The following is a 25942-nucleotide window of genomic DNA, read 5'->3' as shown; positions in this document are numbered from 1 at the left end:
TTATCTGCCAGTTGCCTGCCGAACATGGCGGCGACGTGTACAGCGCACGGGAGTTACCGCTGGCCTGAAAACAAAAAGAGCCGGCAGTGCCGGCTCTTTTTGCTGACGCAGCGATCCAGCCGGAAGGCTGCCAGCGTGTTACTGGCGCGTACTGCCCGCATCCACGCGGACGCCCCGGTCACCGGCCGTCGAAGCGGTCTGGGTCACCAGCTGGCCATCGACCACCGGCAGACGATCGCTCGCCGGCTTGTCGTTCATACGCACGGTCTTCTCGAACCCATCGTAGCGGTAGGTCACGTCGTAGGCCACCACGTTGTCGGCGTCGCCCAGCGAGATGCGCTCGCCCGGCTTGCTGTCCATACGCATGGTCCCGGTGGTGCCGTCGGCATTACGGTAGGTCACGTCGTAGCCCACCACGCGCGAGGAGCTCGAATTGGCGTTCTCGGTGTGGCACTGGCGTTCGGTGCGGTCGACTACGCGGCCGCCGACATGATTACGGTCGACACGGTTACCGACCATGCCGCCACCGACCGCACCGGCCACCGTGGCCAGCTTGCGGCCGTTGCCGCCGCCGACCTGGTTGCCGAGCAGACCGCCGATCACCGCACCGGCGACGGTGCCGCCGACGTTGCCATCGCGCTCGGGCAGACGTTCCTGCACCACCACGTCGCGGCACACTTCGCGCGGCGAGGAGCTGGTGGTGGTTTCGCGAATGGCCGCGCTGTTGACGACCTGCGCATACTGCGGCTCGCGCTGGGTGATCGGCGCGACCTTGACCACGTCGGCATATTCCAGACCACGCGGTGCCGGCTCGCCGTTGGCGACGAAATCGCCCGAGGACGGTCGGTTGTTCATGAAGGCGGCAGTGGCCACGCCTCCCACCAGCAAGGCACCAGCGGCGACCAGTATAGTTGTCGTGTTGCTCTTCATGACCAGCTCCCTGCGGACGCACCGCGTTGTTGACGGCGTGATTCCAGCACGGGAACCCTGAACGAAAACGCCCTCGCTCATGAACGCCACGGTTAAGTTCAGCTAGCGGTTACTTCATGCACTTCTAACAGCCGGAGTCTTCGCATGCGAAATCCCCTGACCGCACGTGCCCTGGAATGGGCGGCCAAGCTGCGCTATCCCACCTTGTTCAAGCTGGCAGCCACGCTGTTCGTGGTGGATGTGCTGGTGCCGGATCTGGTGCCGTTCGTGGACGAACTGCTGTTCGGCCTGACCACGCTGCTGCTGGCGAACTGGAAAACCCGCAAGGCGCCGCTGCCGGCACCGGTGCGCCGCGACTGATGCAGTTGATCGACAGCCATTGCCATCTGGACGCGGGCGAATTCGACCACGACCGCCCTGCGGTGATCGCGCGCGCGCGCCAAGCCGGCGTCATGCAACAAGTGATGCCGGCCGTCACTGCCGCCAGCTGGCCGGGCTTGCGTGAAGTGTGTGAAATGGCGCCTGGGCTGCATCCGGCCTATGGCCTGCACCCGATCTTCCTGGATCAACACCGGCCCGCGCATCTGGAGCTGCTGGCCGAGTGGATCGAGCGCGAGCGCCCCTGCGCGATCGGCGAATGCGGGCTGGATTTCTATCTCGAAGGACTGGACGCGCAGGCCCAGCGCGACTATTTCGATGGGCAGCTGCGCCTGGCAAAGCGCCACGACCTGCCGCTGATCGTGCACGCGCGCCGCGCTACCGAAGAAGTCATCGCCCGCATCAAGGCCGTCGGCGGCCTGCGCGGCGTGGTGCACAGCTTTGCCGGCAGCCCTGAGCAGGCGCGGCAATTGTGGACACTGGATTTCATGATCGGCCTGGGCGGCCCGGTCACCTACCCGCGCGCCAATCGCCTGCGCGGCCTGGCCGCAACCATGCCGTTGCAGTACCTGCTACTGGAAACCGACGCACCCGATCAACCCGACGCCAGCATCCGCGGCGAGCGCAACGAGCCGGCCGCGCTGCGGACGGTAGTGGACTGCATCGCGCAGCTGCGCGGCGAAGACGTCGAGCGCATCGCCGCACAGACCACGGCAAACGCACGCGCCCTGTTCGGCTTGCCGGGCTGATCAGGCAGGCTGCCGCCGCAGCGCGCGCATGCAGTTACGATGACGCGGCAGCGACCTCGGCCACCGGCTTGGACGCAGCGGCCTTGGGCTTGAGCAACATCTCCAGTGCCTTGCCGACCGCTACAAACGCGAACGTGCCGGTGATATGCGTGGCTGCGCCCAGCCCGGCCCCGCAATCCAGCTTGAGCGTGGCATCGGCATCGAGTTGCGGGCGAATGCCGCACACGCTGCCGTCGGCCTGCGGGTATTTGACGTTTTCCAGCGAGTACACCGCCGGCACGCCGAAATAGCGCTGCGCATTCTTCGGGAAGTTGAAGTCGCTGCGCAGCTTCTTGCGGATCAATGCCAGCATCGCATCGTGCTCGGTGCGCGAGACATCGCGCACGCGCACCAGGGTGGGATCGGTGCGCCCGCCGGCAGCGCCCACGGTGAGCATCGGCAGCTTGCGGCGGCGGCACCAGGCAATGGTTTCCACCTTGACCCGGAAACTGTCGCAGGCATCGATCACCAGATCCAGGCCGTCGCCTAGCAGGGTTTCGATGTTGCCGGTGGTGAGAAACGCCTCCACCGCCTCGGCATCGATCTCCGGGTTGATCGCAATGCAGCGCTCGGCCATGGCGCGCGCCTTGTTGCGTCCGTACTGCCCGGCCAGCGCCGGCAATTGCCGATTGGTATTGGACACGCACAAGTCGTCGGCATCGATCAGGCGGAGATGGCCGACGCCGGTCCGTGCCAGCGCCTCCACCACCCACGAGCCCACACCGCCCATGCCCACCACCGCCACGCGGCAGGCGGACAACCGCTCTACCGTGCCGACTCCGTACAGCCGGTCGATACCGGCAAAGCGTTCACGCCATTGTGCTTTCATCGGCCTATTTTACGCGCGCCGCCGTGCGCGCGTCCGCCCCACCGCGGGCTTTAATGCCGGAGCAGCTCGCCATGTCCGCCACACCTCCCCATCAGTCACGCGCGGCCCGTTACGCCTTCATGCTGGTGCTGGGCGTGTTGATCGGGCTGATCACCACGGTCATGCTGGCGCGGGTGTTGCAGGCGCGGCGCGACCCGCTGCCCGACAGCCTGATGCACGTGCTGGACTACCAACTGCGCGCCCTGCAGCCGCAGCCCGGCAGCGCGTGCACAGCTGCGCAGCAGCAGGCGCGACTGCAATCGCTGCGCTTGCTTGCCGACGAACTGGAACCGGCATTTGCGCAGATTGGCGAAGACCGCCGCTTCAGCGAACATGCTCAGGCACTGCGTGTCGCCCTGGAGCAGGCGCAGCGCAGCGCGCCGTCCAGCTGCGCCGCGTTCGTGCCGATCAAACGGCAGGTCGCGGAGGCCTGCGAGGCATGTCACCGCGACTTTCGATGAGCCTGGATGAAGGCGACGCTCGGGTTTCGTTAAGCCTGGAGTGATCCAGTTGGCAGACCGTTCACCTGGACCAACACAGGATGACGTCGCCGCGGCCCCGACCGCCTTGTCGACCCACCTGGAGACACCCATGAAAACCCGACTGCTCGTTATCGGCCTGGCTGCAACCGCGACCTTGGTCGGCTGCGCCACATCCCAGCCCCAGTACGGCAGCTATCGCGGCGACCGCGGCTACGACCAGGGCTATTCGCAGCCTGCGCCGCGTTGCGTGGACTGCGGCATCGTCACCCGCATCGACGAAGTCGGCCCCACCCGCACCGCGCCCACCGGCACCGGGGCGGTGCTCGGCGGTATCGTCGGCGCGGTGGCCGGCCGCCAGATTTCCAAGGAAACCGGCGGCAGCAAGGGCAACAAGAATGTCTCGGCCGTGGCTGGCGCCGCTGCCGGCGCGCTGGCGGGCAACGCCATCCAGAACAACGTCACCAGCGAGAGCTTCGACGTGCAGGTGCGCATGGACGATGGCCGCGTCATCGTGGTGAACCAGCGCGACCTGGCCGGTGTGCGCGAAAACGCTTACGTGCGCGTGGTCAACGGCAAGGTAGTGCTGCGCTGAGCAACGGCTGCGGCCGACGTGCAGACAACAAAAAGGCCCGGTGACGGGCCTTTTTGCTGGGCGCGTGATGCATCGCCCCCGATGCCGTAGCTCAGACCACCTGCACCGCATCGGCCTGCAGGCCTTTCTGACCTTGCACGACGGTAAAGCTGACCTTCTGCCCCTCCTTGAGACTCTTGAAGCCCTGGATCTGGATGGCGCGGAAATGGACGAAGACGTCTTCGCCGTTTTCGCGACTGATGAATCCAAAGCCCTTGGCATCGTTGAACCACTTTACGACACCATTCTCGCGTTCGATGTTGGACATCTCGACTGACTCCCTACGACACTGTGATGGACTGGCGGTGGTGGCTGTGATTGCAAGGAGGAAGCGAGGTACAAGGATGTAGCGGATCGGGCGATCTACCGCATCAGGCCACGATTCACGGTGACCTTTGCAAACAGCAGCGGCTGCAACTTAACCCGCGCAAAACCAATTTTCAAGCACCCCTTGCGTATTTTTGTCAAGCCTGAAATAGGACATTTCCAAACCTTCATGGACACGACTGTCGTTTATTACGTGCTGGCTGGCGCACTGGTGCTGGTGGGTCTTGCCGGCGTCATCCTGCCCGCACTGCCGGGCCTGCCGCTGGTCTTTGCCGGATTGCTGGTGGCCGCCTGGGCAGATGGGTTCACCCATGTCGGCTGGGTCGCGCTGGTGATACTCGGATTGATCACCGCCCTGTCTTTTGTCATCGACTTCCTTGCCACCCTCTATGGCGCGCAGCGCGTAGGGGCCAGCAAGATGGCGATGTGGGGTTCGGTGATCGGGGCCATTGCCGGGATTTTCTTCATGCCGATCGGCCTGTTCGTCGGCCCGTTCGCCGGCGCGTGGTTGGGCGAGTACTACCAGACCCGCAAGACCGGCCAGGCCACCAAGGTCGGCTTCGGCACCTGGGTCGGCATCATGCTGGGCACGGCCACCAAGCTGGCGCTGGGCATGTGCATGTTGGGCGTGTTTGCGATTGCCTGGTTGTTCTGACACGCGAGCCGATGTCCCAGGCCGGCACGGCCGCGGTTGCCGCGAGCGTGCAGACCGGCCCTCAATAACGGCCCCGCCAGCGCAGCGACATCTGCCTAAACGCACCGCCCCGGATGTTATGCCACCGTGTACACACGGCGTATGCAGACGCGACCGTTAAGCTAAGCGCCTGACGCGCCTGCCTGGCGCCTACACTCGGCCAGACTGCCCATGCCCAAGCACCGCACCCGTCCCCTGATGCTGATCGCCCTGGCCGCTGCGCCATTGGCGCACGGGCAGGAAATCGCTCCGCAGCCCGCATCGCCGCAGGCCTGTACCTCCGTGACCTCGGATGCCGCGCGCCTGGCGTGCTACGACCAGGCGCTGGGCTACACCCCGCAGGCCGTGCAGGAGGCAGATGCCGCAGCGCAGTTGGCCAAGCAAGCCGCCAAATCGGAAGACACCGGCAAGACCAGCCGCGTAGGCGATTTTTTCCGCGCCGACGGTCAGGATCAGCCGAAGGAAGAAGCGGTCGCCAATGCCGGCCGCGGTTCGCTGCTGGATCGCCGCTGGGAACTCGCCAAGGACTCCAAACTGGGGACCTTCCAGCTGCGCGGCTACAAGCCGGTCTACCTGCTGCCGGCGTTCTGGACCAGCGACTCCAACCGCACTCCGCAATCGCCGAATCCGGCCAACTCGGTCAGCACGCCACAGCAACTGGACAGCGCCGAGTTGAAGTTCCAGCTGAGCTTCAAGACCAAGGTGGTCGAAGACCTGTTCGGCGACAACGGCGACATCTGGATGGGCTACACCCAGAGTTCGCGCTGGCAGGCTTACAACACCGATGCCTCGCGCCCGTTCCGGGAAACCAATTACGAGCCGGAAGCGATGCTGGTGTTCCGCAACAACTACAGCCTGTTCGGCTGGAAGGGCCGCATGAGCGGCATCAGCATTAACCACATGTCCAACGGCCGCGAAGATCCGCTGTCGCGCTCCTGGAACCGGGTCATCCTCAACATCGGGCTGGATCGCGAAAACTGGGCGCTGACGCTGCGCCCGTGGTTCCGCATCAAGGAAGACCGTGTCGACGACAACAACCCGGACATCGAGGATTACATGGGCCGCGGCGACGCGACCCTGGTCTACAACAAGGACGGCCACGAATTTGCGTTGATCGCGCGGCATTCGCTGCGCGGCGGCGACCGCTCGCATGGCTCGGTGCAGCTGGATTACGGCTTCCCCATCACCAACCTGCTGCGCGGCCATGTGCAGGTGTTCGACGGCTACGGCGAAAGCCTGATCGACTACAACCACAAGGCCACTTACATCGGCCTGGGCGTGTCGTTGCTGGAGTGGTTCTGACGTTTCCGGAATTACGACAACGCGTGCGTCGCAGCCTGACCACGTGCTGAGACTGCGTGGGACCTCAGCGATGTGAGGGACAGGAATAAAAAAAGCCGGCAGCGATGTCGGCTTTTTTGTGTCGCGATTACCGCACGCACAACAGGGACGGCGAAAGACCGTTGCCAGCCGCCCTGTTTCAGGCGGGGACTCAGACGTCGAAGAAATCCACCTTGCCGTCCTTCAATGTGTAGTACGCGCCCACCACGCGGCATGCGCCTGTGCGCAGCGGTTCGAGCAATGCCGGTTCGGAGGCGCCGCGCAGGCGGTCGACGGTGCGCTTGACGTTGGCCTTGACCGAGGCGGCGAGCAGGTCGTCGCTGCCCTTGCTCTTGGCGGCCAGCACCGCCGGGACGATGGGTTCGATCATGGAGCCGATCGCGCCGGGGAAGAAGGCATTCTGTTCGACAACCGACACCGCCGCCGCCACTGCGCCGCAGCTTTCGTGGCCCATCACCACCACCAACGGCACGCCGAGCTGGCTCACCGCATATTCGATCGAGCCAAGCGCGGTGGTGTCCACGGTATTACCGGCGTTGCGCACGATGAACATCTCACCCAGGCCGCGGCCGAACAGCAGCTCTGGCGGCACGCGCGAGTCCGAGCACGACACCAGGATCACGAAGGGAGTCTGCCCGAGCGCCAGTTCCAGACGCCGCTTGCTGTCGGAAATAACCTTCTTGGGGCGATTTTCGACGAAGGCCGCGTTTCCGTCGCGCAGCACCTGCAGCGCCTGTTCGGCATTCAAGTCGGTCTTTTTCGAGGGTGCTGCCGCGCGCACCGCGAACGGGAGGGATGCGGCAGCGGCCGCGATCGGCGCGCAACAGGCGCACTGCAGCAATTTTCGGCGGGATGCGGAATGCGACATGGACGAGCCCCTGCTCTCTGGTTGGTGTCGCGATCCTACTACGCGGCGAGCGCGGCAAAATGCCTGCCGGAGAGGTTATACGGACATGACTTCGCGCCCACGCGCCGCAGGTTCAGGTCCAGTCCGTCAGGCCCTCGCGGCGATAGGTTTCCTGAAACGCAGGACGCGCCTTCATACGCTGCGCATGCGCCTGCAGTGCCGGCCAGGTATCGGTCGGGCGCGGCATGTTGCGCGACCAGCGCATCAACATGGTCAGCATGAAATCGGCGGCCGATGGCGTCCGGCCGAGCAGATACGGCCCGTGCGCCTGCAGATGCGCATCGACCTGGGTCCAGGCCGCTTCCAGCTTGTCGCGTGCCTGGGTCTGCGCTGCATCGACGTGCGCAGCGCCGGCCGGCTCGTGCGGATAGAACCAGGCGCGATACGCCGGCTGCAAGGTGTTGGCGCAGAAGAACATCCACCTGTAGTAAGCCGCACGCTCGGGCGTGGCCACCGGCGGCGCCAGCCCGGCTTGCGGGTAGAGATCGGCCAGGTGCATGACGATGGCGGCCGCTTCGGTGAGTACCTGCCCGTCCAGCACCAGGGTCGGCACCACCCCGGCCGGGTTGAGCGCCAGATACTCCGGCGCCTTTTGCTCGCCCCGTTCGAAATCCAGCGGATGCAGCACGTGCGCAACGTCCAGTTCGATCAACAGCCAATGGACGACCAGGGCGGCGGTACTGGGGGTGTGGTAGAGCGTGGCGGCCATGCGGGGTCTCGGGTCAGTTGGTACAGGCGCGCAGGCAGGCGAGCTTGCGCGGTTCGCAACGATTGTCGTCGCTTTGCTGAGTGCAGTCGAAGACCTGCGCCATGCAGTTGGCCCGTTGCGCCGGATTCTGTACGTCGTCGCAGCGCTTTCCTCGCGGCGCCACCCTGCTGCTGCAACTGGACTCGCTGGGCCGGTCTGCGCGGCATTGTCGGGCGCCGCTGTTGCACTGCGCGATGCAGCGATCCGCAGCCGAGGGTCCGTTGAAGCGTGTCGCGGCATCGTTTGTTTTGAGCAGCTTGCGCTCTGCGAACGGCACCGGGGCGGCAGGTGGCGGCGCGTAGTTGCGCGAGGGAAACAACACCGTGGGTGCTTTTTGCTGCTGCGCCGCCGAGCTCAGGCTCAGGCACGACAACAGCGCAACGCAGACGAGTCGGAGCATTCCTGTTCTCCTGAAGGTCACCGGTCAGTGCGGCGAGCATAGCCGGTTCCCGTGGAGTCACGCCTGTCTTCTCTGTCGAGAGATCGCAGATGCCGCCTCTCCGACGGCACTGGACCCGCTGCCGGCACCAGCCTGCATCTGCCCGGTGACCTGCAGCAAACGGCAAGGCGTGCCATTGCCTCGCGGTTCCAGCCACGCCTGACGAGCGCACTGTGGCGCAGTCGTCAGGCGAGTCTGCGCGCTTGTTCCGCCAACGGGCGCAGACCGCCTTGCTGACGGTCTGCTTGGCAGGTTGCGACTGCCGTTATTCCACCACGACCGGAATCTTGCCGATACGCGACTGCCACAAGCGCGGGCCGGTCTTGTGCACCGATTCGCCGGTGGAATCCACCGCCACGGTGACCGGCATGTCCTTGACCTCGAACTCGTAGATCGCCTCCATGCCCAGATCTTCGAAGGCCAGCACGCGCGCAGCCTTGATCGCCTTGGACACCAGATAGGCCGAACCGCCGACCGCCATCAGGTACACGGCCTTGTTGTCGCGGATCGCATCGATCGCGGCATCGCCGCGCTCGGACTTGCCGACCATGCCCAGCAGGCCGGTCTGCTCGAGCATCTGGCGGGTGAACTTGTCCATGCGCGTGGCGGTGGTCGGGCCGGCCGGGCCCACCACTTCGTCGCGCACCGGATCGACCGGGCCGACGTAATAGATGAAGCGGTTGGTGAAATCCACCGGCAGGGTTTCGCCCTTGTTGAGCATGTCGATCATGCGCTTGTGCGCGGCGTCGCGGCCGGTCAGCAGCTTGCCGTTGAGCAGCACCACCTCGCCCGGCTTGAAACTGGCGACCTCTTCCTTGGTGATGGTGTCCAGGTTGACCCGGCGCGCGTTGCTCGGGTTGTAGGTGAGCTTGGGCCAGTCTTCCAGCGACGGCGGGTCCAGCATCACCGGGCCGCTGCCGTCCAGGGTGAAATGGGCATGGCGGGTGGCCGCGCAGTTGGGGATCAGCGCTACCGGCAGGTTGGCGGCATGGGTCGGGTAATCCTTGACCTTGATATCCAGCACCGTGGTCAGGCCGCCCAGGCCCTGCGCGCCGATGCCGAGCGCGTTGACCTTTTCATAAAGTTCAAGCCGCAGTTCCTCGGCGCGATTGGACGCGCCGCGCGCCTGCAGGTCGACGATGTCGATCGGCTCCATCAGCGCTTCCTTGGCCAGCAGCATCGCCTTTTCGGCAGTGCCGCCGATGCCGATGCCGAGCATGCCCGGCGGGCACCAGCCGGCGCCCATGGTCGGCACGGTCTTGAGCACCCAATCGACGATGGAGTCGGACGGGTTGAGCATGGCGAACTTGCTCTTGGCTTCCGAACCGCCGCCCTTGGCCGCGACGATCACCTCGACATGGTGGCCCGGCACGATCTTGGTATTGACCACTGCCGGGGTGTTGTCGCGGGTGTTGGTGCGCTTGCCGGCCGGGTCGGCCAGCACGCTGGCGCGCAGCTTGTTGTCGGGGTGGTTGTAGGCGCGGCGCACGCCTTCGTTGACCATGTCTTCCACGCCCATGGTGGCGTCGTCCCAGCGCACGTTCATGCCGATTTCCAGGAACACGGTAACGATGCCGGTGTCCTGGCAGATCGGGCGATGGCCCTCGGCGCACATGCGCGAGTTGATCAGGATCTGCGCGATGGCGTCCTTGGCCGCCGGCGATTCTTCGCGCTCGTAGGCGGCGGACAGATTCCTGATGTAGTCGACCGGGTGGTAGTAGCTGATGTACTGCAGCGCATCGGCGACGGACTGGATGAGGTCTTCCTGCTTGATCGAGGTCACGGCTGGCTCTACGGCTGGCGGGGGCAATCCGCATATTTTAGAGCAAACCGCGGGCGCGGCCGGATGTGGCATCAATCACAGCGATTGACAGGTGGAACGCGTGCGCCTGCCAGGACAAGCCCGACGGGGCGCCGACATCGCCACCCACGCTGCACCCGCCGTGCCCGTGCCAACACCCCGCACCCACGCCGCGCGCGGCACACTAGCGCGATGTCAGCTTCCCGTTCCGGCGCCACCGCGCCCGCCGCCGCCCGTACCGGCCCCACCCTGCGCGAGCGCCTGGATGCGCTGCGTAATCTGCCCCCGTTCCTGCGCCAGATCTGGCAGACCAGCCGCTGGTTGAGCGCCAGCAGCATCGGCCTGCGCGTGCTGCGCGCGTTGATGCCGGTGGCCACGCTCTACATCGGCAAATTGATCATCGACGAGGCGATCCACCTGGTCGGCCAGCCGCCGGCGTTCGAGTCGCTGACCCAGGCATTGGGCAACGGGCGCTTGAACCGCCTGCTGGAATTGCTGGCGCTGGAACTGGCGCTGGCGATCGGTTCGGACCTGCTCGGGCGCATGGTCGGTTATGCCGATGCGCTGTTGTCGGAGCTGTTCAACAACGCTGCCAGCGTGCGGCTGATGGAACATGCCGCGCAGCTGGATCTGGAAGACTTCGAAGACCCCGACCGGCAGGACAAGCTGGATCGCGCGCGGCGCCAGACCATGAACCGCATGAACCTGATGAGCCAGTTGTTCGGCCAGGTGCAGGATGCGATCACCGTGGTCAGCCTGGCGGTGGGCCTGGTGGTGTATGCGCCGTGGTTGATCGCGCTGCTGGCGGTGGCGCTGATCCCGGCCTTCATCGGCGAGGCGCACTTCAATGCGCTGGGCTATTCGCTCAACTTCCAGTGGACGCCGGAACGCCGCCAGCTCGATTACCTGCGCCAGGTCGGTGCCAGCGTCGAGACCGCAAAAGAAGTCAAGATCCTCAACCTGCATCGTTTCCTGATCGCTCGGTATCGGCGCCTGGCCGACAAGTTCTTCCTGGCCAACCGCGCACTGGCGCGCAAGCGTGCGTTGTGGGGCGCACTGCTCGCTGCACTGGGCACGCTCGGCTATTACATGGCCTATGGCTACATCGCCTGGCGCACCGTGCGCGGCGATTTCAGCATCGGCGATCTGACCTTCCTGGCCGGCAGTTTCCTGCGCCTGCGTCAGTTGCTGGAGGGGCTGCTGATCGGGTTTTCGCAGGTCGCCGGCCAGGCCTTGTATCTGGACGATCTGTACTCGTTCTTCAACATCGTGCCGGAGATCCGCTCGCGCCCGAACGCACTGCCGGTGCCGCGCCCGATCCGCCAGGGCTTCGTGTTCGAGGACGTGGGCTTCCGTTATCCGGATGCCGAGCAGTGGACGGTGCGGCACCTGGATTTCGAACTGCGCGCCGGCGAAGTGCTGGCCCTGGTCGGCGAAAACGGCGCCGGCAAGACCACCCTGGTCAAGCTGCTGGCGCGGCTGTACGACCCGGACGAAGGCCGCATCCTGCTCGATGGGCAGGACCTGCGCGACTACGACCTGGACGATGTGCGCGCCAACCTGGGGGTGATCTTCCAGGACTTCGTGCGCTACCACCTGAGCGTGGGCGAGAACATCGGCGTCGGCCAGGTCGATGCAATGGACGATATGCCGCGCATCCAGACCGCTGCGCAGCGCGCAATGGCCGGCGAGCTCATCGACAGCCTGCCCGATGGCTACGACCAGCTGGTCGGGCGCCGCTTCAAGAACAGCGTGGATCTTTCCGGCGGGCAGTGGCAGAAGATCGCCATCGCACGCGCCTACATGCGCGATGCGCAGCTGATGATCCTGGACGAACCCACCGCCGCCCTGGATGCGCGCAGCGAGTTCGAGGTGTTCCAGCGATTTAAGGAGCTTTCCGACAACCGTACCGCGGTGCTGATCTCGCACCGCTTCTCCAGCGTGCGCATGGCCGACCGCATCCTGGTGCTGGCCGCCGGCCGCATCGAAGCCAACGGCACCCACGCCGAGCTGATGGCGCAGGGTGGGCGGTATGCGGAGCTGTTCGAGTTGCAGGCGGCGGGGTATCGGTGAGGTTGGGGATTGGGGAGTCGGGATTGGAGATTCGCTATAGCAGATCCGGGGTCCTGGACGTATCGGGCTCGCGGATGAGCCAGGAGCTCTTGCGAATCCCCAATCCCGACTCCCGAATCCCGGCCGGCCAAATGAGAGCCTCTCTCATTTGGCCGGCTTGAGGTAGAATTGGCCGGTACTCTTCCCACGACACTTACCGGTATGTCTTCCGCTTTCGGCGCCGAAACGGTGCTTGAGGTCCGTCACTGGACCGATGCCTACTTCAGCTTCACCACCACCCGCGATGCCGGTTTCCGCTTCGAGAACGGGCAGTTCGTGATGATCGGTCTGGAGACCGAAACCCGCCCCCTGCTGCGGGCGTACTCGATCGCCAGCGCCAACTGGGAAGAACATCTGGAGTTCTTCAGCATCAAGGTGCCGGATGGTCCGCTGACCTCGCGTCTGCAGCACATCAAACCCGGCGACAAGGTCCTGGTCGGCAAGAAGCCCACCGGCACACTGCTGATCAGCGACCTGCACCCGGGCCGCAATCTGTATCTATTGGGCACCGGCACCGGCCTGGCGCCGTGGCTGTCGATCATCAAGGACCCGGAAACCTACGAGCGCTTCGACAAGGTAATCCTTACCCAGGGCGTGCGCTTCGTGCAGGACCTGGCCTATCGCGACTACTTCGAGCGCGAGCTGCCGCAGCACGAATTCCTGGGCGACATCCTGCGCGAGAAGTTGCTCTACTACCCGGCGGTGACCCGCGAAGCGTTCGCCAATCAGGGCCGGCTGACCGAGCTGATGGCCGATGGCCGCATGCAGCAGACGCTGGGACTGCCGACCCTGGACCCGGCCAACGACCGCTTCATGATCTGCGGCAGCCCGCAGATGTTGGCCGACCTGCGCACCCTGCTGGACGCGCGCGGCTTCCAGACCTCGCCACGCATCGGCACGCCGGGGCATTACGTGTTCGAGCGCGCCTTCGTCGAGAAGTGATACGGCGCGCGCGACGCGGCGCCTCGTGCAGGCTCCGCTGTCGTAGGAGCGCACCTGGGCGCGACTAGCCATCACCAGGAACGCCTCGTCGCGCCCAGGTGCGCTCCTACGGGTGGGCGTGGGTCTTGGGAGATCGGAAGTGATGTGGCGCGCATGAAGCATCAACGCGATCCGGCGTCTCGTCTAACCCGCCACCTGACTCCGCTGTCGTAGGAGCGCACCTGGGCGCGATAGCCATCACAAGGAACGCCTCGTCGCGCCCAGGTGCGCTCCTACGGGGGCGTACGCTGCGGGTCAGGTGCCCAGCGCGCGCTCGATATCTGCTGCCAGGGCTTCCGGTTTGGTGGTCGGCGCGTAACGCTCCAGCACCGCGCCATCGCGGCCGATCAGGAACTTGGTGAAGTTCCACTTGATCGCCTCCGATCCCAAGACGCCGCGCTGCTGGTGCTTGAGCCATTGCCACAGCGGATGCGCGCCGTTGCCGTTGACTTCGATCTTCGAAGACAGCGGAAAATCCACCGCATAATCGAGCGAACAGAACTGGCGGATCTGCGCAGCATCGCCTGGCTCCTGGTGACCGAACTGATCGCAGGGAAACCCGATCACCACCAGGCCACGTTCGCGATAGCGCTGCCACAGCGACTGCAAACCGGCGTACTGCGGGGTAAACCCGCATTTGGATGCGACATTGACCACCAGCACCACGCTGCCGACGTAATCGCGCATCGATTGCGTGCGACCGTCCAGGTCGGTGAATTCAAACGTGGAGAGATCGCTCATGGCGTGCTCGAATGCCCAGGGGAAGCGGCAGCGTAGCGCAGCCGCGGGCCATGCAGCACTGCAGCGGTAAGGCTGACCCGGCTCCCCCGTGCAAGGGTGAAGAACGACAGCTAGCGCGCTGGCGCGTCCGTCCGCACCTGCCAGCACTGCGCCCGGTCCGCGCCGACGTCGCGGCTGCAACGCCAGTCAGCTCCGCCGAGCGAAGCGCTCCCGCAATCGCAGGGCCCGCACAGCGGGCGAACTTCGCTACGGCGCTTGCGTGCTGCCTGCCATGCCGGCACGACGCCGTGCGAATCGCGGTCCGGCGACGCCGGCCACGGGCCGAACCCGCCAGCATGACGACCGGCCAACCGGCGAGCTCGGCCTCACGCGTCGGCCGCGTCTGCCAGTTGACTGCGCGAAGCCAGGGCAGCCATGCCTTTTGTCACACGCCTGTCCCGGCAGGCTGGGTTAGCCTCGGCGGTTCGCACTTTGGAGCTACCTTCTTGACCACCCGTCTCGCTTTTGCCCTGGCCGCTTCCCTGGGACTTGCCATGCCGTCCTACAGCATCGCCGCACCCGCGACCACGCAGGCTGCCACCCAAGCCAACCCCTTCTTTGCCGACAGCACGCTGCCGCTGCATTACCCGCAGTTCGACAAGATCACCGACAACGACTTTGCCCCCGCCTTCGATGCCGGCATGGCCGAGCAGTTGAAGGAAGTGGACAAGATCGCCAACCAGAAAGCCAAGCCGAGCTTCGACAACACCATCGTCGCGCTGGAAAAGAGTGGCGCCACGCTCGATCGCGCAACCACGGTGTTCTTCAACCTGGTGGGTGCCGACACCAACGATGCACGCAAGAAACTGCAGGCCGATTATTCGGCGAAGTTCGCCGCGCATCGCGATGCGATCTCGCTCAACGGCAAGTTGTTCGCGCGCATCCAGACCCTGTACGACCAGCGCGCCAAGCTGGGCCTGGATGCGCAAAGCCTGCGCCTGGTAGAGAAGTACTACAGCGACTTCGTCCGCGACGGCGCCAAGCTCTCCGAGGCCGACAAGACCACGCTCAAGGCGATGAATGCCGAGCTGGCCAACCTGGGCACCACCTTCAGCCAGAACGTGCTGGCCGAGGTCAACGCCGCTGCAGTGGTGGTGGATGACGTCAAGCAGCTCGACGGCCTGTCTGAAGAACAGATCGCCGCAGCCGCCGAAGCGGCCAAGGCGCGCAAGCTCGACGGCAAGTACGTGATCGCGCTGCTCAACACCACCGGCCAGCCGCCGCTGACCCAGTTGAAGAATCGCGACCTGCGCAAGAAGATCTATGACGCGTCGGTGTCGCGCGGCAGCCACGGCGGCCAGTACGACAACACTGCGCTGGTGTCGCGCATCATGAAGCTGCGCGCCGACAAGGCCAAGCTGCTCGGCTTCCCGACCTATGCGGCGTATTCGCTGGAAAACCAGACCGCCAAGACCCCCGAAGCGGTCAACGCGATGCTCGGCAAGTTGGCACCCGCTGCTGTGGCCAATGCCAAGCGCGAGGCTGCCGACCTGCAGGCGATGATCGACAAGGAACAAAAGGCCGCGCGCAAGCCGACCTTCAAGCTCGAAGCCTGGGACTGGGCCTACTACAGCGAGAAGGTGCGCCAGGCCAAGTACAACTTCGACGAGTCGCAGCTCAAGCCGTATTTCGAGCTGAAGAACGTGCTGGAAAACGGCGTGTTCTATGCGGCCAACCAGGAATACGGCCTGACCTTCAAGCAGCGTACCGACCTGCCGACCTACCGCGACGACATCACCGTCTACGACGTGTTCGACGCCGACGGCAAGCAGCTGGCGATCTTCATCGCCGACATGTACGCGCGCGAATCCAAGCGCGGTGGCGCATGGATGAACTCCTACGTGTCGCAGTCGGACCTGACCGGTTTCAAGCCGGTGGTGGCCAATCACCTCAACATCCCCAAGCCGCCGGCCGGCCAGCCGACGCTGCTGACCTGGGATGAAGTGACCACCATGTTCCATGAGTTCGGGCATGCGCTGCACGGCATGTTCTCCGACGTCAAATACCCGTATTTCTCCGGTACCAGCGTGCCGCGCGACTTCGTCGAGTTCCCTTCGCAGGTCAACGAGATGTGGGCCGACGAGCCGTCGATCCTGAAGAACTACGCCAAGCATTACCAGAACGGCACCCCGATGCCGCAGGCGCTGCTGGACAAGGTGATTGCCGCGTCCAAGTTCAACCAGGGGTTTGCCACCACCGAGTATCTGGGTGCGGCGATGCTGGACCAGAACTGGCATCAGATCAGCGCCAGTCAGGTGCCGGATGCGGCCGGCGTGATGGCCTTCGAAGCCAAGGCCCTGCAGCAGGACGGCATCGCCTACGCGCCGGTGCCGCCGCGCTACAAGACCCCGTATTTCAGCCACATCATGGGCGGTTACGCGGCCGGCTACTACGCCTATATCTGGTCCGAAGTCCTGGATGCAAACACCCAGCAGTGGTTCAAGCAACATGGCGGCTTGAGCCGGGCCAATGGCGACCGCTTCCGCAAGACGCTGCTGTCGCGCGGCGGCAGTGTGGACGCGATGGAGCTGTTCCAGAACTTTGCTGGCCATGCGCCGCAGATCGAGCCACTGCTCGAGAAGCGCGGCCTGAGCGCGCAGGGGGGCGATGGGGCAACGCCGGAAGCGCCGCAGTCCAAGCCGTAATCGGACCTGCATGACGACAACGCCGCCCGGAGCGATCCGGGCGGCGTTGTGGTTTTTGCGAAGGCATGCAGCGCAGCTGCCGCGTGGCGCTCAGGCGTCTACGGCGTCCACGCCATTGAGCAGCTTCTTCAGCAGCTTTTCCAGACGCGCCTGCTCCGCTTCGCTGAGGTCGGCCGTCTGTTCGTGCAACAGCGTGCATGCTTCCGGCAACACGCTTTCGATCAATGCCAGCCCGGCCGGCTGCAGGGTCAGCATGATCTTGCGGCGGTCGTCGGGACTGCTGCCACGCGCGATCAAGCCCTTCTCGCACAGCTGGTCAGTGAGCCGGGTGATGTTGGCCGGTTTCTCGCTGGCGGCTTCTGCCGCCTCGGTCGGGGTAATCGCCTGCTCAGGCGTGCCGTACAGCATCATCAGGATTTCGTATTCCGGCGGGCTGATCCCGTACGGCTTGAGTCGCACACAACTGATGGTGTGCAGCCGCTTGTAGAGATGCTTGATCAACCTCACCAGGACAGCGGGCTCCCGCGGGAAGGCTGGGTAGCGCGCGCAGGTGTGGTCCACGCGATTTGCGGTTGGATCGAAACTACTCATATCACCCGTTTGGCTACATTACTGAATGGCCGAACCATTCAATCACATCACTTGCGGGGCAACACCTCAGCGAGCGAAAAGATGTACATATTCCGGCGCGACCCAGGGCATCAAGGTGGCTGCAGCGACCTCGGCCGTTTGCGTGCCGTCCGAATACGGCCCGACCTGGTAAGGCGGAAACACGAAGCGCACGGCAGTGATCTGCCCGGCTGCGTTCAACACCGGGACGAACTGCGCGAAGTTGTCCACTTGCGCTGCAGTGCCTTCGGCAATCATGCGGTCGGCCGATGCGACCTGTTCGGCCTGTTCCTCGACCGGTACCCGATCGGCTTCCACACGTTGGGTAGCCGCCGCATGCAATTGCGCAGCGACATCGCGACCGATCTTCTCCCATCCGGCCGGGTCGGGGACCAACGCCTGCGCGGTCAGTTGCTTGCGCTCCTTGATCAGCCACACGAAACGCGCCACCAGCGGCTCGCCATGCGCGCCGCCGGTGTAGCGGCTGCCATCGGCGGCGATGACGATCAGGTCCGTGGTCTGCAACAATTTTTCGAATGCCAGCGACAACTCATAAGGCGCGGCGGGCTTGTCGTTGCCCAGACCGGAGACGGCCTCCATCAACTCGCTGCGGGCATCCTGCGCATACTTGCGAATCAACGCAGCCAGGTCCGGGTATGCATCCAGCCCGGGCGGATAGCTGATACCAATCATGTAGGCCGGCGCGTGTTCGATCACATCTTCCAGCGGGCCGCTCTGCACCATCTGCGGTTCCGGAGCCGGCGTTGTCGGTGCGCCCGCATCGGCTGCCGGCTCGGTCGACTCGACTGCCGCAGGTTCGCGCTGCGTACAGCCCGTCAACAGGGCCAGCATCAGCAGACCGCGCGCACTATTGAATCCAAGCAACCGCCCCATCCCACCTGCTCCCCTGATCGAACCACCCACTGCTGTCCATCAGGCCAGCAGATCCTGAAACTGTTGATGCCGGCGCACGTAGGCGGCGGCGTAGCTGCACGCTGGCACGACCTTCAGCCCAGCCTGGCGCGCATGCTGCAGAGCGGCCTCGACCAACACCGCGGCGATCCCGCGGCCTGCAATGGCATCCGGCACCAGCGTGTGCGTGATGGTCATGCGCGCACCCTCGAGCTGATAGACCAGCTCGGCATGATGTCCCTCGGTGTCAACAACGAAGCGCTGCTGCGTGGAATCGTGTTCGGCGTGCACTGTCGCTGCCTCCATCGTGGTCTGCGCCCGGCAGTGAATATGCGCCAAGTGTGACCAGCGCGACGCCGCGCCTGCGTGAAAATGAATCCCCGCTGTGACCGCCGGCCCGACTTGGCGACGACGTCCTTAAGTTCGCCGCGGCAGCGCCGATAGCTGACTCGACGGCGCTGCCTGCAACCGGTCTCCGGCCTGGCCAGTGCCCTCGCCTTATCAACGAGGAGTCACCGCATGCACAACGATTCGGCAGGAAACGGCACGGACAGCGATAGCTCGCTGCTGGAAGGCTTGTTCCAGTTCGCCATCAATGGCGACACCCACAACCCCGATTTCGCGCAACTCAACGATACCGTCTACGAACGTCTGCAGCAGGCCTACGGCGCAGCGTCGGGCACAGCGCTCAGCACCGACCGCGAACGCAACGCGGCCTGACGCCGGCCTCGCTCCATCCGCCAGGACCTGCGACGCCATGGCGTCGGTCCTGGCCCGGTTGCCGCAGGCAACCGCTGCACTGATGCGTCAGCTGCGTCACCGCAGCGCCGGCCAGCCCGGTACCCCCAGGCAGCAGGACGGGCCAGCGCCCTCAGCCGAAGCGGGGATTGGACAGCTGCTCCAGGAAGACCTGCCACACCCGCGGCTCCATGATCAGCATGAACATCACCCCGAATGCCGCACCGGCCAGGTGCGCGCTGTGGTTGATGCGATCGCCGCCACGGCGGTCCATCCACAGGCTGTAGCCCACGTAGAACACCGCATAGATGATCGCCGGTGCCGGAATGAACAGCACCAGGATGATGGTCCACGGCTGCAGCAGGATGAAGGCGAACAGCACCGCCGACACCGCACCGGAGGCGCCCAGGCTGAGGTAATTGGGGTTGTTCTGGTTTTTCAGATAGCTGGGCAGGATCGACACCACCAGCGCCGCCAGATAGAACAGCGGATAGGTCAGCACGCTGCCGGTCAGCTGTGTCATCACGCTTTCGATCACCCGGCCGAAAAAGAACAGCGTGATCATGTTGAAGACCAGGTGCCCCAGGTCGGCATGGATGAAGCCGTAGGTCACCAGGCGGTCGTACTGGCGCTGCTTGTCCAGCGCTGGAGGCCAAAGGATCAAGCGGTCGTTCAATTTGCGGTTGTTGAACGCCATCCACGAGACGATGCCGGTGATGGCGATCAGGATCAGGGTAATCATGCGGACCTCAGGCAGAACGGTAATTGTCGACCATGCGATACCGGCGTGCGTACAGGCCGAAGGCCAGTGCTGCCAGAAACGCGAAGGCCGCGAAGAAGAACATCAGGAATGCCGCTTCGCTGAGCCCAGTATCGGCGATATGGGAGGTCACCGTCGCGTTGCGAACCGCCACGTTCGATAGCAGCACCCACAGATTGCCCACCGTGGTGGTCAGATACCAGAAGCTCATCACCACGCCCTTCATCGACGGCGGCGCCTGGCTGTAGGCGAACTCGATGCCGGTGGCCGATACCAGCACCTCGCCGAAGGTGAGCAAGGCATAGGGCAGCATCTGCCAGGCGATGTGCATCGGCTCACCGCCATCCATGACGACCTGGATCGCGCCGACCGCAATCCACGCCACCCCGCTGAAGGCGATACCGCTGGTCATGCGACGCAACGGCGTCGGCTCCCAGCCTCGACGGCGCAGCAGCGGGTACAGCACCAGGTTGTTGAAGGGGATCAGCAACATCACCAGCAGCGGATTGAGCGCCTGCATCTGCGAGGCGGTGAACCACGCCGGCATGGTCATCTCGCGCCCCTGCAGCACCCAGGTCGAAGCCTTCTGATCGAACAACGAAAAGAACGGCGTCACCAGCGCGAAGATCACCAGCACCCGCAGCAATGCGCGCACGCCTTCAACCGCTGCATCCGGATGCAGGCCGCGCGCGCGTTCCAGCTGCCACCAGGTGCCGCCACCGATCCCGGCCAGCAGCAGCACCAGCGCCATGCACAGACAGATGACGATGCCCAGCGGCTCGATCAGCGCCATGCAGGCCAGTGCAGCGACCACCGCGATGATGGCCAGCGCCAGACCAGGCCGCCCCTGCCCGGGCGCGCGCGCCAGCAATGCCGTGCGCAGCACGGCGCCAAACCCGTGCGGGTCTTTCGGCGGCAATGGCACCAGCACGTAGCGCTTGCGCCCCAGCCAGAACACCAGCGTGGCCACGAACATCAGGATGCCGGGGATGCCGAACGCCCACGACGGGCCCAGATTCTTCAGCGCCAGCGGAATCAGCAACGAGGCGAACAACGAGCCGAAGTTGATGATCCAGTAGAAGGCGTCGAACACCACCTTGGCCATGTGCTTGTTGGACTGGTCGAACTGGTCGCCCATGAACGAGGCCACCAACGGCTTGATGCCGCCCGCGCCCAGCGCGATCAGGCCCAGCCCCACGAAGAAGCCGTGACGGCTGCCCTCGAACATCGCCAGACACGCGTGGCCGGCGCAATAGATCAGGCTGAACCACAGGATGGTGTTGTATTTGCCGAACAGCCGATCGGCCAGCCAGCCGCCCAGCAGCGGGAAGAAGAACACCCCGATCATGAAACTGTGCAGGATGTGCTTGGCTTCGGCCTCGCGGCCCGGCCCGCCAACTTCCTGCAGCAACAGCGAAGTGATCAGAAACTGCACCAGGATGTTGCGCATCCCGTAAAAGCTGAAACGCTCGCAGGCTTCGTTGCCGATGATGAAAGGAATCTGGCGCGGCAGGCGCGCGCCGGCCGTGGGGCCCGGCAGGGTCGAGGTGGTCAAAGGCGGTCCGGTCGAGCGGTAAACAGCCCCTATCGTACCGGCGCCGAGAGGCCGGCCGCCATGCAGGAGCAGGCCGGCGGCCGGCGCGGCGCGCTGCCGACATCGGACGGCGCGCAATCGACGCCGCGTGCAGGCGCGCGCAGAACGTATCGATAGCCGGCGAAGCAGCGTGTTCGAAGCGCTCGCGCCCGCTTTGAATGGTCGGCAAATGTCGCAGTGCAGATTGGCCTGCCAGCTCGGCTCGGCTACATTGCAAACGTTTTCCTGGAACACTGGACCGCTGGATGCCCCGCTTTACCCGCCTGGCCCTGAGCCTGTTGTTGTTGACCTGTGCCCCTGCCGCGCTGGCCGCCGAACCGCTGACTACCCAGGCCGAGCGCAGCGGCTTCGTCCAGACCGGACGCTACGACGAAGTCGTCGCACTGTGCGATGCCTTTGCCCAGCGTTACCCGCAGGCGGTGCGCTGCGTGGAGTTCGGCACCACGCCGGAAGGCCGGCCGATGAAGGCGTTGATCGCCTCCACCAGCGGCGCGCTGGATGCGGACAGCGCCGCGCAGCGCAAGCTGCCGGTGGTATTGATCCAGGGCGGCATCCATGCCGGCGAGATCGATGGCAAGGACGCGGGCTTTCTGGCTTTGCGCCAGCTGCTCGATGGCAAGGCCGGCAAGGGCGTGCTCGACAAGCTGGTCTGGGTGTTCGTGCCGGTGTTCAACGTGGATGGGCATGAGCGCTTTGGCGCCTGGAACCGCCCCAACCAGCGCGGCCCCGAGCAGATGGGCTGGCGCACTACCGCGCAGAACCTCAATCTCAACCGCGACTACGTCAAGGCCGACGCGCCGGAGATGCAGGCCATGCTGCGGCTGGTGCAGCAATGGGACCCGCTGATGTACGTGGACCTGCATGTCACCGACGGCGCCAAGTTCGAGCACGACGTCTCGGTGCAGGTCGAGCCGGTGCACGCCGGCGATACCGCGCTGCAACGCGACGGCACGCGTTGGCGCGATGCGGTGCTTGGCGATCTGGCCAGGCAAGGTTCGCTGCCGCTGCCGTACTACCCGTCTTTCGTGCACGAAGACGACCCCGCCTCCGGTTTTGCCGACGACGTATCGCCGCCGCGCTTTTCGCATGGGTATTTCCTGCTGCGCAACCGCTTCGGCATGCTGGTGGAGACCCATTCGTGGAAGGACTATCCCACGCGCGTGCGGGTAACCCGTCATGCCATCGTGTCGGTGCTGCAGCAGGCCGCAAAACACGGCAGCGCCTGGCGCGCCGATGCGCTGGCGGCCGATCGGCGCGCCAGCCAGCTGGCCGGCATGCCCGAGCCGCTGAGCTTTGCTGCCGGCCCTGCCGCGCGCACCGTGGCGTTCCGCGGCTATGCGTACACGCGCACGCCCTCGCCGATTTCCGGCGCGTTGATGACGCGCTACGACGAGAGCAAACCGCAGATCTGGAAGCTACCGCTGCGCGATCAGATCAAGCCCGACCTGGTGGTCGACGCACCGCGTGGCGGGTATCTGGTGCCGGCCGCGCAGGCTGCCTTCGTCGCAGACAAATTGCGCCTGCACGGCATCGATTTCCGCACCGTCGCCAGTGCGGCCGAACACCCGGTGCAGACGTTCCGCGCCGACACCGCCAGCTTTGCCGCGCGCTCGAACGAAGGCCACCAGACGCTGGACGTCGCTGGGCAGTGGCGCGATGAAACCCGCGCCGTGTCCGCCGGCTCGCTGTTCGTGCCGATCGCTCAACCCAAGGCGCGCCTGCTGATGGCGATGCTGGAGCCGCAGGCACCGGACTCGTTGCTGCAGTGGGGCTTTTTCAATTCGGCCTTCGAGCGCAAGGAATACATGGAGGCCTACGTGGCCGAAGACGTGGCGCGCGACATGTTGGCCAACGACCCCGCGCTGAAGGCGCAGTTCGAACAGCGCATCGCCAGCGACCCGGAGTTCGCCAAGAGCCCGCAAGCGCGCCTGGAGTTCTTCGCCAGGCGTCATTCCTCCTGGGACGAGCGCTACCAGCTGTATCCGGTGCTGCGTACCGCGCAGACCGATTTCTAACCGCAGCGCCGATTCCGGCGAGCGGCCGAGCGGCGCCTGTGCGCCCCTACCATTCGGGCATCCCGGTGCCCCTTAGTTTTGTAATGACCCAGCACCACAAGGACACCCCGTGCCACACCCCGATATGAAAACGTTTACAACAACCGTCTATCGCCGTCGCCCGCTCGTATTGGCGGTGGTGATGGGCCTGGGCATTGCGCTGGCTGCACCGTTGGCAATCGCACAATCCGCACCGGCATCGCAGCCATGGATGGACACCGCATTGACCGCCGACCAGCGTGCGGATCGGCTGCTGGCGCAAATGAGCGAGGACGAAAAATTCCAGATGTTGCGCAGCTACTTCGGCCTGGGCACCGACAAGATTCCCAAGCCCGAAGGCGCGCTGGGGTCGGCCGGCTATGTGCCCGGCATTCCACGCCTGGGCATCCCGGCGCAGCAGCTGGCCGATGCCGGGGTGGGCGTGACCAATCCCGGCGGCATCCGCAAGGGCGACTTCGCCACCGCGATGCCGTCCGGCCCCTCGACCGCCTCAAGCTGGAATCCGCAACTGGCCTACGCCGGCGGCAGGACCATGGGCCGCGAGTCCTGGCAGCAGGGCTTCAATGTGCTGCTGGCCGGCAGCGTCAACCTGCAGCGCGACCCGCGCAACGGACGCAATTTCGAGTATGCCGGCGAAGACCCGCTGCTGGCCGGCACCATGGTCGGCGAGTCGATCCGCGGCGTGCAGAGCGAGCACGTGCTGTCGACGATGAAGCACTTTGCGCTCAACGACATGGAGACGCGCCGCAACTTCCATAGCGCGCAGATCGGCGAGCAGGCAATGCACGAATCGGACCTGCTGGCATTCGAGATCGCGCTGAAGATCGGCGACCCGGCTTCGGTGATGTGCTCCTACAACAAGATCAACGGCATCTACGGCTGCGAGCACGATTACCTGCTCAACCAGGTGCTCAAGCAGGAATGGAACTACCCTGGCTATGTGATGTCCGATTGGGGCGGCGTGCACAGCGGCTCCAGGGCGGCCCTGGCCGGACTGGATCAGCAATCGGCCGGCGAAGTGTTCGATGCGGCGGTGTTCTTCGATGCCCCGTTGCGCATGGCGGTGTCGGCCGGCGTGGTACCACGCGCGCGCTTCGACGATATGGTCAAGCGCGTGCTGCGCAGCCTGTTCGCGCATGGCGCGTTCGATCATCCCACTAAGCGCCAGCCGATCGACGGCAAGGCCGGGCTGCTGGCCGCGCAGCATGTCGCCGAAGAAGGCAGCGTGCTGCTGCGTAACGAGCAGGCGACCCTGCCGTTGTCCAGGGACGTGCGCCGCATCGCGGTGATCGGTGGTTACGCCGACAAGGGCGTGATGTCCGGCGGCGGCTCCTCGCGGGTGGACTACACCATCAACGGCGGCAACGCGGTGCCCGGGCTCACCCCGACCACCTGGCCGGGCCCGGTGATCATCCATCCGTCCTCGCCGTTGCAGGCGCTGCGCGCGGCATTGCCGAACGTGCAGATCGATTATGTCGACGGCAAGGACCGCGCTGCCGCCGCGCGCGCGGCCAAGGCGGCCGATGTGGCGATCGTGTTCGCCACCCAATGGGCCGCCGAATCGGTGGATCTGCCGGACATGCAATTGCCGGACAACCAGGATGCCTTGATCGAGGCGGTGGCCAAGGCCAACCCCAAAACCACCGTGGTGCTGGAAACCAACGGCCCGGTGCGCATGCCCTGGGCCGAACGCGTGCCGGCAGTGCTGCAGGCCTGGTATCCGGGTATCGGCGGCGGCGAGGCGATCGCCAACCTGCTGACCGGCAAGGTCAATCCCTCCGGCCATCTGCCGGTGACCTGGCCGGTGGACGAATCGCAGTTGCCGCGCCCCTCGATTCCGGGGCTGGGCTTCAAGCCGGCCAAGCCGGGCAAAGACACGATCGACTACGCCATCGAAGGCGCCAACGTCGGCTACAAGTGGTTTGCCGCGCGCAAGCTGACCCCGAGGTACCCGTTCGGCCATGGTCTGTCGTACACGCAGTTCCGCATGGGCGGCCTGCAGGTGGACGCGCAAGGCAGTACCCTCACCGCGCGCTTTGACGTGGAGAACACCGGCCCGCGCGAAGGCGCCGCCGTGCCGCAGCTCTACGTCACCCTGCCCGACGGCCACCCCACCCCGCTGCGCCTGATCGGCTGGCAGAAGCTCACGCTCAAGCCGGGTGAAAAGCGCAGCGTGCAGGTGGTGGCCGAGCCGAAGACGCTGGCCGATTTCGATGCCAAGGCACGTCACTGGAAGATCGCTGCCGGCACCTACCGAGTGCAGCTGGCGCGTTCGGCAAGCGAACCGGTGCAAAGTGCGGAGGTCATCTTGCAGGCGGCGCAGCTGCCGTAATCGCGTGCCGTGGCGGCCATGCAATGCGCATGGCCGCCACGCCGTCTTCTCACATCGCCGGCAGGCGCCAGCCACGTCAAGAATTTGTGCC

General features: G+C 65.2%; 25 protein-coding genes. 12 read left to right on the top strand and 13 right to left on the bottom strand.

What is annotated here, in order from left to right:
- Positions 1–138: 138 nt before the first annotated feature.
- The gene (locus FHY18_RS08980; protein WP_259153551.1) at positions 139–930 is read right to left on the bottom strand and encodes a glycine zipper 2TM domain-containing protein; all 792 of its coding nucleotides are present in this window, start codon (positions 928–930) and stop codon (positions 139–141) included.
- Between the two features lie 144 nt (positions 931–1074).
- Here FHY18_RS08980 and FHY18_RS08975 point away from each other — a divergent pair, with 144 nt between their 5' ends.
- Together FHY18_RS08975 and FHY18_RS08970 are read left to right on the top strand one after the other, a co-directional pair.
- Positions 1075–1290: a DUF6116 family protein gene (locus FHY18_RS08975; RefSeq protein ID WP_259153550.1), complete on the top strand. Its 216-nt coding sequence runs from the start codon at positions 1075–1077 to the stop codon at positions 1288–1290.
- Positions 1290–2057, top strand: coding sequence for a TatD family hydrolase (locus tag FHY18_RS08970; protein WP_259153549.1), 768 nt, complete (start codon positions 1290–1292; stop codon positions 2055–2057). Before FHY18_RS08975 ends, FHY18_RS08970 begins: the two co-directional genes overlap by 1 nt.
- A gap of 34 nt (positions 2058–2091) precedes the next feature.
- Here FHY18_RS08970 and FHY18_RS08965 read toward each other — a convergent pair whose 3' ends face one another.
- Positions 2092–2925 (bottom strand): tRNA threonylcarbamoyladenosine dehydratase, encoded by an 834-nt coding sequence (locus tag FHY18_RS08965; protein WP_259153548.1) that lies wholly within the window; start codon positions 2923–2925, stop codon positions 2092–2094.
- Positions 2926–2996: 71 nt separating this feature from the next.
- On the opposite strand from FHY18_RS08965, the gene FHY18_RS08960 reads away from it, so the two are divergent.
- Together FHY18_RS08960 and FHY18_RS08955 are read left to right on the top strand one after the other, a co-directional pair.
- Positions 2997–3425 carry a hypothetical protein gene (locus tag FHY18_RS08960; protein ID WP_259153547.1) on the top strand — a complete coding sequence of 143 codons (429 nt, stop codon included), beginning with the start codon at positions 2997–2999 and terminating at the stop codon, positions 3423–3425.
- Positions 3426–3555: 130 nt separating this feature from the next.
- A complete protein-coding gene (locus FHY18_RS08955) occupies positions 3556–4038 on the top strand; it encodes a glycine zipper 2TM domain-containing protein (RefSeq protein ID WP_046963449.1) in 483 nt (160 codons plus the stop codon).
- Between the two features lie 91 nt (positions 4039–4129).
- Here FHY18_RS08955 and FHY18_RS08950 read toward each other — a convergent pair whose 3' ends face one another.
- Complete coding sequence (locus FHY18_RS08950; RefSeq protein ID WP_003483561.1) at positions 4130–4345, bottom strand: cold-shock protein; 216 nt, start codon at positions 4343–4345, stop codon at positions 4130–4132.
- A 228-nt stretch (positions 4346–4573) separates the two neighbouring features.
- On the opposite strand from FHY18_RS08950, the gene FHY18_RS08945 reads away from it, so the two are divergent.
- Complete coding sequence (locus FHY18_RS08945; protein ID WP_259153538.1) at positions 4574–5059, top strand: DUF456 domain-containing protein; 486 nt, start codon at positions 4574–4576, stop codon at positions 5057–5059.
- 210 nt (positions 5060–5269) lie between these two features.
- The gene (locus FHY18_RS08940; RefSeq protein ID WP_259153537.1) at positions 5270–6400 is read left to right on the top strand and encodes a phospholipase A; all 1131 of its coding nucleotides are present in this window, start codon (positions 5270–5272) and stop codon (positions 6398–6400) included.
- Between the two features lie 190 nt (positions 6401–6590).
- Here the strand turns inward: FHY18_RS08940 and FHY18_RS08935 are convergent, their stop codons facing one another.
- The 4 genes from FHY18_RS08935 to FHY18_RS08920 form a co-directional block, all read right to left on the bottom strand.
- Positions 6591–7307, bottom strand: coding sequence for a carbonic anhydrase (locus FHY18_RS08935; protein WP_259153536.1), 717 nt, complete (start codon positions 7305–7307; stop codon positions 6591–6593).
- A gap of 112 nt (positions 7308–7419) precedes the next feature.
- A complete protein-coding gene (locus FHY18_RS08930; RefSeq protein WP_259153535.1) occupies positions 7420–8055 on the bottom strand; it encodes a glutathione S-transferase family protein in 636 nt (211 codons plus the stop codon).
- 13 nt (positions 8056–8068) lie between these two features.
- A complete protein-coding gene (locus FHY18_RS08925; protein ID WP_259153990.1) occupies positions 8069–8416 on the bottom strand; it encodes a hypothetical protein in 348 nt (115 codons plus the stop codon).
- A 382-nt stretch (positions 8417–8798) separates the two neighbouring features.
- Positions 8799–10316 (bottom strand): fumarate hydratase, encoded by a 1518-nt coding sequence (locus tag FHY18_RS08920; protein ID WP_259153534.1) that lies wholly within the window; start codon positions 10314–10316, stop codon positions 8799–8801.
- Positions 10317–10526: 210 nt separating this feature from the next.
- Here FHY18_RS08920 and FHY18_RS08915 point away from each other — a divergent pair, with 210 nt between their 5' ends.
- Positions 10527–12407 (top strand): ABC transporter ATP-binding protein, encoded by a 1881-nt coding sequence (locus tag FHY18_RS08915; RefSeq protein WP_259153533.1) that lies wholly within the window; start codon positions 10527–10529, stop codon positions 12405–12407.
- A 201-nt stretch (positions 12408–12608) separates the two neighbouring features.
- Positions 12609–13388 (top strand): ferredoxin--NADP reductase, encoded by a 780-nt coding sequence (locus FHY18_RS08910; RefSeq protein WP_259153532.1) that lies wholly within the window; start codon positions 12609–12611, stop codon positions 13386–13388.
- 294 nt (positions 13389–13682) lie between these two features.
- On the opposite strand, the gene FHY18_RS08905 is transcribed toward FHY18_RS08910, so the two are convergent.
- Complete coding sequence (locus FHY18_RS08905) at positions 13683–14168, bottom strand: glutathione peroxidase (RefSeq protein ID WP_259153531.1); 486 nt, start codon at positions 14166–14168, stop codon at positions 13683–13685.
- 485 nt (positions 14169–14653) lie between these two features.
- On the opposite strand from FHY18_RS08905, the gene FHY18_RS08900 reads away from it, so the two are divergent.
- On the top strand, positions 14654–16852 hold the full coding sequence (locus FHY18_RS08900; protein ID WP_259153530.1) for a M3 family metallopeptidase: 2199 nt from the start codon (positions 14654–14656) through the stop codon (positions 16850–16852).
- A 90-nt stretch (positions 16853–16942) separates the two neighbouring features.
- On the opposite strand, the gene FHY18_RS08895 is transcribed toward FHY18_RS08900, so the two are convergent.
- From FHY18_RS08895 to FHY18_RS08885, 3 genes are all read right to left on the bottom strand, one after another.
- Positions 16943–17443, bottom strand: coding sequence for a MarR family transcriptional regulator (locus tag FHY18_RS08895; RefSeq protein WP_259153529.1), 501 nt, complete (start codon positions 17441–17443; stop codon positions 16943–16945).
- A 66-nt stretch (positions 17444–17509) separates the two neighbouring features.
- Positions 17510–18355, bottom strand: a complete 846-nt coding sequence (locus FHY18_RS08890) for a DUF3298 and DUF4163 domain-containing protein (RefSeq protein WP_259153528.1) — start codon at positions 18353–18355, stop codon at positions 17510–17512.
- Positions 18356–18394: 39 nt separating this feature from the next.
- Positions 18395–18679 (bottom strand): GNAT family N-acetyltransferase, encoded by a 285-nt coding sequence (locus FHY18_RS08885; protein ID WP_259153527.1) that lies wholly within the window; start codon positions 18677–18679, stop codon positions 18395–18397.
- A 213-nt stretch (positions 18680–18892) separates the two neighbouring features.
- Between FHY18_RS08885 and FHY18_RS08880 the strand changes: the two genes are divergently transcribed.
- Complete coding sequence (locus FHY18_RS08880; RefSeq protein WP_259153526.1) at positions 18893–19093, top strand: hypothetical protein; 201 nt, start codon at positions 18893–18895, stop codon at positions 19091–19093.
- 151 nt (positions 19094–19244) lie between these two features.
- On the opposite strand, the gene FHY18_RS08875 is transcribed toward FHY18_RS08880, so the two are convergent.
- Both FHY18_RS08875 and FHY18_RS08870 read right to left on the bottom strand, forming a co-directional pair.
- A complete protein-coding gene (locus tag FHY18_RS08875; protein WP_259153525.1) occupies positions 19245–19853 on the bottom strand; it encodes a rhomboid family intramembrane serine protease in 609 nt (202 codons plus the stop codon).
- Positions 19854–19860: 7 nt separating this feature from the next.
- A complete protein-coding gene (locus FHY18_RS08870; protein WP_259153524.1) occupies positions 19861–21426 on the bottom strand; it encodes an oligopeptide:H+ symporter in 1566 nt (521 codons plus the stop codon).
- Positions 21427–21710: 284 nt separating this feature from the next.
- Here FHY18_RS08870 and FHY18_RS08865 point away from each other — a divergent pair, with 284 nt between their 5' ends.
- Positions 21711–23480 carry a M14 family metallopeptidase gene (locus tag FHY18_RS08865; RefSeq protein ID WP_259153523.1) on the top strand — a complete coding sequence of 590 codons (1770 nt, stop codon included), beginning with the start codon at positions 21711–21713 and terminating at the stop codon, positions 23478–23480.
- Positions 23481–23661: 181 nt separating this feature from the next.
- On the top strand, positions 23662–25851 hold the full coding sequence (locus FHY18_RS08860) for a glycoside hydrolase family 3 protein (RefSeq protein ID WP_259153987.1): 2190 nt from the start codon (positions 23662–23664) through the stop codon (positions 25849–25851).
- Positions 25852–25942: the final 91 nt, after the last annotated feature.

This window comes from Xanthomonas sp. 3793, from assembly GCF_024806835.1.
Lineage (GTDB): Bacteria > Pseudomonadota > Gammaproteobacteria > Xanthomonadales > Xanthomonadaceae > Xanthomonas > Xanthomonas arboricola_F.
Note: the sequence above shows the minus strand (reverse complement) of the source record. Positions and strands in the feature narration are given on the sequence as shown.

What these genes read in the sequence shown, in the direction of transcription:
- FHY18_RS08980 (WP_259153551.1), bottom strand. Translation starts at nt 930, where the DNA reads ATGAAGAGCAACACGACAACTATACTGGTCGCCGCTGGTGCCTTGCTG.
- FHY18_RS08975 (WP_259153550.1), top strand. Translation starts at nt 1,075, where the DNA reads ATGCGAAATCCCCTGACCGCACGTGCCCTGGAATGGGCGGCCAAGCTG.
- FHY18_RS08970 (WP_259153549.1), top strand. Translation starts at nt 1,290, where the DNA reads ATGCAGTTGATCGACAGCCATTGCCATCTGGACGCGGGCGAATTCGAC.
- FHY18_RS08965 (WP_259153548.1), bottom strand. Translation starts at nt 2,925, where the DNA reads ATGAAAGCACAATGGCGTGAACGCTTTGCCGGTATCGACCGGCTGTAC.
- FHY18_RS08960 (WP_259153547.1), top strand. Translation starts at nt 2,997, where the DNA reads ATGTCCGCCACACCTCCCCATCAGTCACGCGCGGCCCGTTACGCCTTC.
- FHY18_RS08955 (WP_046963449.1), top strand. Translation starts at nt 3,556, where the DNA reads ATGAAAACCCGACTGCTCGTTATCGGCCTGGCTGCAACCGCGACCTTG.
- FHY18_RS08950 (WP_003483561.1), bottom strand. Translation starts at nt 4,345, where the DNA reads ATGTCCAACATCGAACGCGAGAATGGTGTCGTAAAGTGGTTCAACGAT.
- FHY18_RS08945 (WP_259153538.1), top strand. Translation starts at nt 4,574, where the DNA reads ATGGACACGACTGTCGTTTATTACGTGCTGGCTGGCGCACTGGTGCTG.
- FHY18_RS08940 (WP_259153537.1), top strand. Translation starts at nt 5,270, where the DNA reads ATGCCCAAGCACCGCACCCGTCCCCTGATGCTGATCGCCCTGGCCGCT.
- FHY18_RS08935 (WP_259153536.1), bottom strand. Translation starts at nt 7,307, where the DNA reads ATGTCGCATTCCGCATCCCGCCGAAAATTGCTGCAGTGCGCCTGTTGC.
- FHY18_RS08930 (WP_259153535.1), bottom strand. Translation starts at nt 8,055, where the DNA reads ATGGCCGCCACGCTCTACCACACCCCCAGTACCGCCGCCCTGGTCGTC.
- FHY18_RS08915 (WP_259153533.1), top strand. Translation starts at nt 10,527, where the DNA reads ATGTCAGCTTCCCGTTCCGGCGCCACCGCGCCCGCCGCCGCCCGTACC.
- FHY18_RS08910 (WP_259153532.1), top strand. Translation starts at nt 12,609, where the DNA reads ATGTCTTCCGCTTTCGGCGCCGAAACGGTGCTTGAGGTCCGTCACTGG.
- FHY18_RS08905 (WP_259153531.1), bottom strand. Translation starts at nt 14,168, where the DNA reads ATGAGCGATCTCTCCACGTTTGAATTCACCGACCTGGACGGTCGCACG.
- FHY18_RS08895 (WP_259153529.1), bottom strand. Translation starts at nt 17,443, where the DNA reads ATGAGTAGTTTCGATCCAACCGCAAATCGCGTGGACCACACCTGCGCG.
- FHY18_RS08890 (WP_259153528.1), bottom strand. Translation starts at nt 18,355, where the DNA reads ATGGGGCGGTTGCTTGGATTCAATAGTGCGCGCGGTCTGCTGATGCTG.
- FHY18_RS08885 (WP_259153527.1), bottom strand. Translation starts at nt 18,679, where the DNA reads ATGGAGGCAGCGACAGTGCACGCCGAACACGATTCCACGCAGCAGCGC.
- FHY18_RS08880 (WP_259153526.1), top strand. Translation starts at nt 18,893, where the DNA reads ATGCACAACGATTCGGCAGGAAACGGCACGGACAGCGATAGCTCGCTG.
- FHY18_RS08875 (WP_259153525.1), bottom strand. Translation starts at nt 19,853, where the DNA reads ATGATTACCCTGATCCTGATCGCCATCACCGGCATCGTCTCGTGGATG.
- FHY18_RS08865 (WP_259153523.1), top strand. Translation starts at nt 21,711, where the DNA reads ATGCCCCGCTTTACCCGCCTGGCCCTGAGCCTGTTGTTGTTGACCTGT.
- FHY18_RS08860 (WP_259153987.1), top strand. Translation starts at nt 23,662, where the DNA reads ATGGGCCTGGGCATTGCGCTGGCTGCACCGTTGGCAATCGCACAATCC.